Origin of the sequence: Flavonifractor sp. AGMB03687 (assembly GCF_017811815.1) — a bacterium.
Taxonomy (GTDB): Bacteria; Bacillota; Clostridia; order Oscillospirales; family Oscillospiraceae; genus Flavonifractor.
Genome location: NZ_JADKZI010000016.1, coordinates 1 through 5539 on the forward strand (window position 1 = coordinate 1; position 5539 = coordinate 5539).

Annotated in this window: 5 protein-coding genes and 4 pseudogenes; all 9 read right to left on the reverse strand. The window is 50.2% G+C overall.

The genetic code is table 11. The features are described from left to right. Positions 1-106, reverse strand: a pseudogene (locus J9789_RS16820) (aminoglycoside O-phosphotransferase APH(3')-IIIa); the annotation flags it as partial. Between the two features lie 37 nt (positions 107-143). After that, the gene (locus tag J9789_RS16825; RefSeq protein ID WP_076917214.1) at positions 144-626 is read right to left on the reverse strand and encodes a hypothetical protein; all 483 of its coding nucleotides are present in this window, start codon (positions 624-626) and stop codon (positions 144-146) included. A gap of 33 nt (positions 627-659) precedes the next feature. Continuing rightward, positions 660-938: a type II toxin-antitoxin system YafQ family toxin gene (locus tag J9789_RS16830; protein WP_021632616.1), complete on the reverse strand. Its 279-nt coding sequence runs from the start codon at positions 936-938 to the stop codon at positions 660-662. Then, positions 931-1197, reverse strand: a complete 267-nt coding sequence (locus J9789_RS16835) for a type II toxin-antitoxin system RelB/DinJ family antitoxin (protein ID WP_033119556.1) — start codon at positions 1195-1197, stop codon at positions 931-933. Before J9789_RS16835 ends, J9789_RS16830 begins: the two co-directional genes overlap by 8 nt. Positions 1198-1452: 255 nt before the next feature. After that, positions 1453-2904, reverse strand: a complete 1452-nt coding sequence (locus tag J9789_RS16840) for a hypothetical protein (protein WP_199488597.1) — start codon at positions 2902-2904, stop codon at positions 1453-1455. A gap of 415 nt (positions 2905-3319) precedes the next feature. Continuing rightward, positions 3320-4567 carry a plasmid recombination protein gene (locus J9789_RS16845; RefSeq protein ID WP_015517767.1) on the reverse strand — a complete coding sequence of 416 codons (1248 nt, stop codon included), beginning with the start codon at positions 4565-4567 and terminating at the stop codon, positions 3320-3322. Positions 4568-4857: 290 nt separating this feature from the next. Next, positions 4858-5049: pseudogene (locus tag J9789_RS16850) on the reverse strand (hypothetical protein); the annotation flags it as partial. After that, positions 5033-5431 (reverse strand): annotated as a pseudogene (gene cfr(C) / locus J9789_RS16855) (23S rRNA (adenine(2503)-C(8))-methyltransferase Cfr(C)); the annotation flags it as partial. The pseudogenes J9789_RS16850 and cfr(C), both read right to left, overlap by 17 nt. Beyond that, positions 5429-5539: pseudogene (locus J9789_RS16860) on the reverse strand (aminoglycoside O-phosphotransferase APH(3')-IIIa); the annotation flags it as partial. The pseudogenes cfr(C) and J9789_RS16860, both read right to left, overlap by 3 nt.

The window sequence follows — 5539 nt, forward strand, 5'->3', positions numbered from 1 at the left end:
CCACCAGCTTATATACCTTAGCAGGAGACATTCCTTCCGTATCTTTTACGCAGCGGTATTTTTCGATCAGTTTTTTCAATTCCGGTGATATTCTCATTTTAGCCATTTATTTTACCTCCACAACTTCCGATTTGTCGTTCTGTTTAGTCCCCAAAGAACCTACTAAACCAGCTACGCTTTTGAACCGGTTCTGTCTCACGCTCCGGCTGATCGGCTCCGGACTTGCCGGAAAGAAGCTGCTGATGCATTGTCCCAGCATGGAGAGCCTGGGCCGCTGCCGCAGTCTGCTGTGCCGTCACCAACGCCGAGCTGACCTCCGCCAACCTTGCGTTCAGTTCCTCGATCTGCTTGTCCTTTACAGCAAGTTGCTCGCTTTTCCGGTCTAATTCTCCCTGCAGCATAGCGATCAAAGTGGTTTCGCAAGTTTCGCAACTTGCTTTCGCCTGTTGCGAAACTTGCTTTCGTTCAACACCTAAATAATGCTGATATATGGCGGTTTTTTGACTTTCGCTGATTGCGAAACTTCCTTTCGCATCTTTCGCAACATGGTTTCGCCTACACCATGCACGAACTGCCTGTTCCGACACGCCACATTCTATTGCAATTTCCGTTATTACACCCGCCAAATATCATCACCACTCTTTCATCCGGAGTTAATCTCAAAACAAATCGCTATGAGATCCCGTCCTTATCAATTTCAAAATCAAAGTCTGCCGAACAACTTTATAGACCAACAGCCAGTCCGGCTCGATGTGACATTCTCTCATGTCCTTATAATTTCTGGAATTAGTGAGAGCATGATCTCGATACGCCTCCGGCAACGGCTGCTCGTTACACAACAGCGTGATCACTTCCTCCAACTTCTTCGGATCGCAGCCTCTCTTGATCGCAAGCTTGTAATCTCGTTTGAACTGCCCCGAAAACTCCGGCTTAAGCATTCAGCGCCTCCATCAGATCTGCAACGCTATCAAACGGACCATACATATCCTCTCCCTTTTCTGCCGCCTCCATCGCCGCATAGGTAACAGCATTCGGCTCGTCAACCTTGACTTCAAAGGGAAGTCCATGACACCTAAGTGCCTGTCGATAAAAAATACCCGTTGCCGTACTCAAATCCATTCCGAGGGACTTAAAGAGAGCTGCCGCCTGTGCTTTCAGCTCCGGCTCCATTCTTATCGTCATATTTCCTTTAGCCATAATAGCACTCCTTTCCTCGTCATTTTTAGCTTGCACTAATATTATATTCAATATTCGTGACATTTGCAAGTGCATTGCAAATGTTTTTTTGCAACTTTTCTATGAACAGTGCTTTCTATATGCTAACACCGCAGCGTGTACATTTAGGGGGTGAAAAAGCCTTATTTCGCGCGGTTTTCAAGCCTCGTTTTCGGTGGGGTAATATAAAAACCCTTACCCGCCCCGAAAACGCCTTGTAGGGCGTTTCTGGGGCGTTTACAGCCCTTTCTTAAATTCCTCCACCAACAGATCGCTCAAAGCCTGTGATGGGCGTATTTTGACCGTTATATGCCCCTCCGGTACGGTGTCCCACCATTTGCGGATCGTTTTCGGATCAAGTCCGGTGTCCCTATGACAATCGGCCTTGCGTCCCTCTGGATGCTCCTGCCGCCACGCATAGACTTGCGCTTTCTTTTCTTCTGCCCCTTTTCTTCTCCATGTGCCGCCAGGATAATCCACTTCCTGCACCGCCCTTGCTCTTTTCAAATGCTCTTTCTGTGATCTACCATTCCTCTTGTTGCGCTCGATGCGAACATCGGTCAGAGCTTCAATATCGGAAATCGTGAAATTGTAATACTCCTTGTCGTAGGCTTCCAGCGCACTCCGTATATCTTCCTCGGTCAATGCGTTCTCATGCTTCACCATCTGCAGATCATCAAAAGCCTCTTTCATATCCTGCCGGAGCTGCTGCTTCGACACACCGCATTTGTAAGCATAGATAGCAAGGCACATCAAAAAGAAATACCGATGCCCGCCCTTTATCTCTCCGATCTGCCGCAGCCACCAATGGTAGAGCGCATACGGATCATCACCATGCACCTTTCCGGCAATATCCCACTTCTTGCGTCCTTTCTCGCCTCTCACAACAACACGCTCATACCACTCCGGATATGCCTCCCTCGCCTCAGCTCGTGTCATTTTGGATGGGCTGAAAGGCTTATTGACATCCACCCTGTTTTCTGGCTTTGCGTAGGCGTTCAGATAATCCAGCGTTACCCGTTCTCCGGTACGGAAAGCGACCAGCTCCGTCCCATGCTTGTCATTGATGCTGCCCACCATGCGGAAGCTCTGATTGATGGATTGATACTGGATCGCCTTGACCTGCGAAGTGCTGCCATACTCCCATAGCCGGAAAGTGAGGTCATATTTCAGACTTTTAAGCTGAATTTTTATATTCGGGTATAGGTCAATCGGCTGCTGGAAAACATAGTAGATATGCAGCCCTGTCCCCGACAGAACAAGGAAAGTCGGCATCGGCAACCGGCGCACTCGCTCCGGATCGCCGCCAAAGCGCAGAAAGAGGTTGCGCAGCTCGGCAAGACCTACGCCATCCAGATCGAAGATCAGAGCATACATCCGCTGGGCGTTCTCCAGCCTGTTCTCCTTTCTGCGATATGCAAGACCGCTGCACAAAGTAAGGCTGTTCCCCTCGACAAACTCCATGTAATCCTGTTCCCATGTGTCGTTATACATCTTCCTGCGCCGGAGCTTCTTATCCTCGCTCTGTTCGTCCCGATACAGATACACAGCGTTCGGATGGGAAAAATCCGTGTGCCGTTCTCCGGAGTTCTCATTGTCCGGAAACAGCTCTTTATAAAACTCATAGCCTCCGACCTCCGGATATTGTGCGCTCAAATACTCGTAGCAGCCTCGATAATTCTCGGTCATATTACCACCTCACAAAAGAAAAAGTACCAAAAAGAAAATCCGCTGCGGCGGGGATCGCCTGCGGGCGGGAAGGGGGAAAAGGGGGAGCAAAAGAGCGGCGGCTACGCCGCCTTAAAGAGAAAGTCACCTCCCCCTTTTCCCCCTCGCTGCGGGGCATTGAAAGTGCCGCCACTATGGAAAACCCGATGGGTTTACCACAGTGGCTTGGAAAACCTCTAACGAGGTTTACCACACTTCCAACACCCCTCCGCTCACCCCCCTTTTCCCCTCCGACTTTCTCCCTTTCAGAGAGAAAAAATATAGGTTGGGAGTACCCTTACAGGGGGCTTAGATTATCAATACAGCAATTCCCTATTTTCAGTTGTTATTATAGCCTGTCCGAAAGAGATTTTCAAGCCCTCCGGACAGGCTTCTTTTACAGCTCCATGCCGCCCATTCCTCGCTGGTGCTGCTGTTGCTCCTGCTGCTGTCCAATCTCCGGATCGGGCAGCAGCTCCCTCGCCTTTTCAAGCAGAGGACGCAGACGCTCCGGCAAGTGTTCTTCCAAGAAGTCCAGCATCCGACCGATGCCGTCCGTCAGACGCTCGGTGAAGCTGCGTTCCTCCTGCAGCTCGGATTGCAGATAATAGTTTTCATCGCGCAGCCTCCGGTTTTCCTGTTCAAGCCTCTGCTGCCGCTGCGCTTCTTCCAGCCGCTTCTTCATGGACGGCACCTGTGACCGCAGACGGGTGTTTTCCTCCGTCAGCTCCTGTACCTTGTGCCGATCCGTCACGCTGCGCAGTGCCATTTTCTTTAGCTGCTCGACCTGATCCACCGTCACGCCCTTTACTGCCCCTGTGAGCGTCTTTTCCGGCTGAATATCATGCAGGGGTGCATTTACCCTGTCAGCCTCCTTTAAGAGCCGCACAGTGCCTTTCAGAGCGTCCCGCTGCCGTTCCAGCTCAGCAACCTCCCGCTCTACTGCCGCTGTCTGCTGCTGCACCGCTTCCAGCCTCGCAGCCGCTTCCTTGAACTGCGGCAAGTCCATGTGCGGTCTGTTCGTGCCGAGAGAGATAATTTCAAAATCGTGCCGCTGGGCGATCTCCGTCAGAGCTTCTTTCTCCCGTTCCATCCACGCCGCCCATTCGGTCTGCTTTCTGCCGACACCGACAAACCCCTGCTGCTTCAATGCCTGTTTCATAGATACCCTTGTAGAAAGTCCTCTTGACTGCTCCGTTGCCACAGGGATAAAATCGACATGGAGATGGGGCGTTGCCTCGTCCATGTGCAGCACCATATTGAACACCCGCAGATGGGGGTTGCGTTCTGCAAAAGACTCCGCAAAATCTTTCAGAGCTGCCGCCGCCCGTTCTCCGTCCGGCGTACCGCACCCACAGTCGCTCATGTTGCCGATCTGGAAGATCGCTTCATGGAACAGCTTTTCCTGTTTACTCTGCCGGATATGCTCATAGTAGTCCGGTATCTTATCTCTCGTTTTGGTTTTCTTTGCGTTGTAGGCTGCGAGAGCTTCATCAAAGACCATATGATAGACCTGCTTCAGATCCTCGTTGCAGAAAACAATGTTCTGCTCCGTCCGGCTCCGGTCTACATTCGCCGCTGAGAAGCTGCGGTTGTTGTGCCGGATGCTCCCTGCACCTGTCATACCCGAAATCGTAACTCCCATAAAATCGCCCCCTTTCCGCTTATTCTTCCGTCCTCTATTTTATCATAAATTTCCGCTAAAAACAACCTCTTTGTTACTTTCTGGTGAGAAAGTAACGCAAAAGCACTTTCACACCGCCACCCCATCGGTGCAGCGGTGTGAAAGTGCTTTGCGCCCCTAAAGGGGAGGGGTTGCCGGAGCTGCTTCACTGCCGGCTCGTGCCTGCTGCTCTGCCAGCTCCGGAGGGGCGCTGCCCCTGCCGTCTGCGGACGGCTCCCCGACCTTCATCCCACCGATAAACTGGAAGTTGTCTAAAATAGTAAAGCCGTACCGCTTACTATTTTTTCTTTTACTGCTGAAACAGTATCTTTGATTGAATGCGTAGTTGTATCTATAACATTTAATTCATAGATTCCCAAATTGGAAAATTGCTCCCACATGGTTTCTACCAATTCGATATTTGTCTTTCGGTCTAACTTTGAGCGTTCAACAGCTCGCTTCAACCTCTTCACCAAAACTCTTTACATCTCTAGCGGACATTGTTCTCTCTCCTTGTTTTTGATCGTCACGGTAGGCCCCCGCCAACTGGCCACAAGCAGCGTTAATATCGGAGCCAAATTGCGTTCGGATATTGACGCTAATTCCTGCATTATGAATGATACGGCAAAAGGCCTTTATTCGTGTGTGGCTTGAGGGCACCATAGTTTCCGTAACTGTCGTTTGATTGTATGGGATTAAATCTAAATGGTATAGTGGCAAATACTTTTTGTGTTTGAATAACAACTTGGTAAGTTGCTCTGCGTGTCTGTCGCTGTCATTGACATCCTTTAGCATGATGTATGCCAAAAACACCTTGCGATTTGTTTGCCGAATGTGCTGATCTAGCATCATGTCCTTTTCCCGTTCCACATCATAGGTGGTCCCTTTATACCGGCTGTCCGTCATTTTTAAATATAGGTTTTCATTTTCTCCCACCAGCTTATATACCTTAGC

Bases quoted from the DNA above. Each gene is read 5' to 3' on its own strand.
- J9789_RS16835 (WP_033119556.1), bottom strand. From the start codon at position 1,197: ATGGCTAAAGGAAATATGACGATAAGAATGGAGCCGGAGCTGAAAGCA.
- J9789_RS16830 (WP_021632616.1), bottom strand. From the start codon at position 938: ATGCTTAAGCCGGAGTTTTCGGGGCAGTTCAAACGAGATTACAAGCTT.
- J9789_RS16840 (WP_199488597.1), bottom strand. From the start codon at position 2,904: ATGACCGAGAATTATCGAGGCTGCTACGAGTATTTGAGCGCACAATAT.
- J9789_RS16845 (WP_015517767.1), bottom strand. From the start codon at position 4,567: ATGGGAGTTACGATTTCGGGTATGACAGGTGCAGGGAGCATCCGGCAC.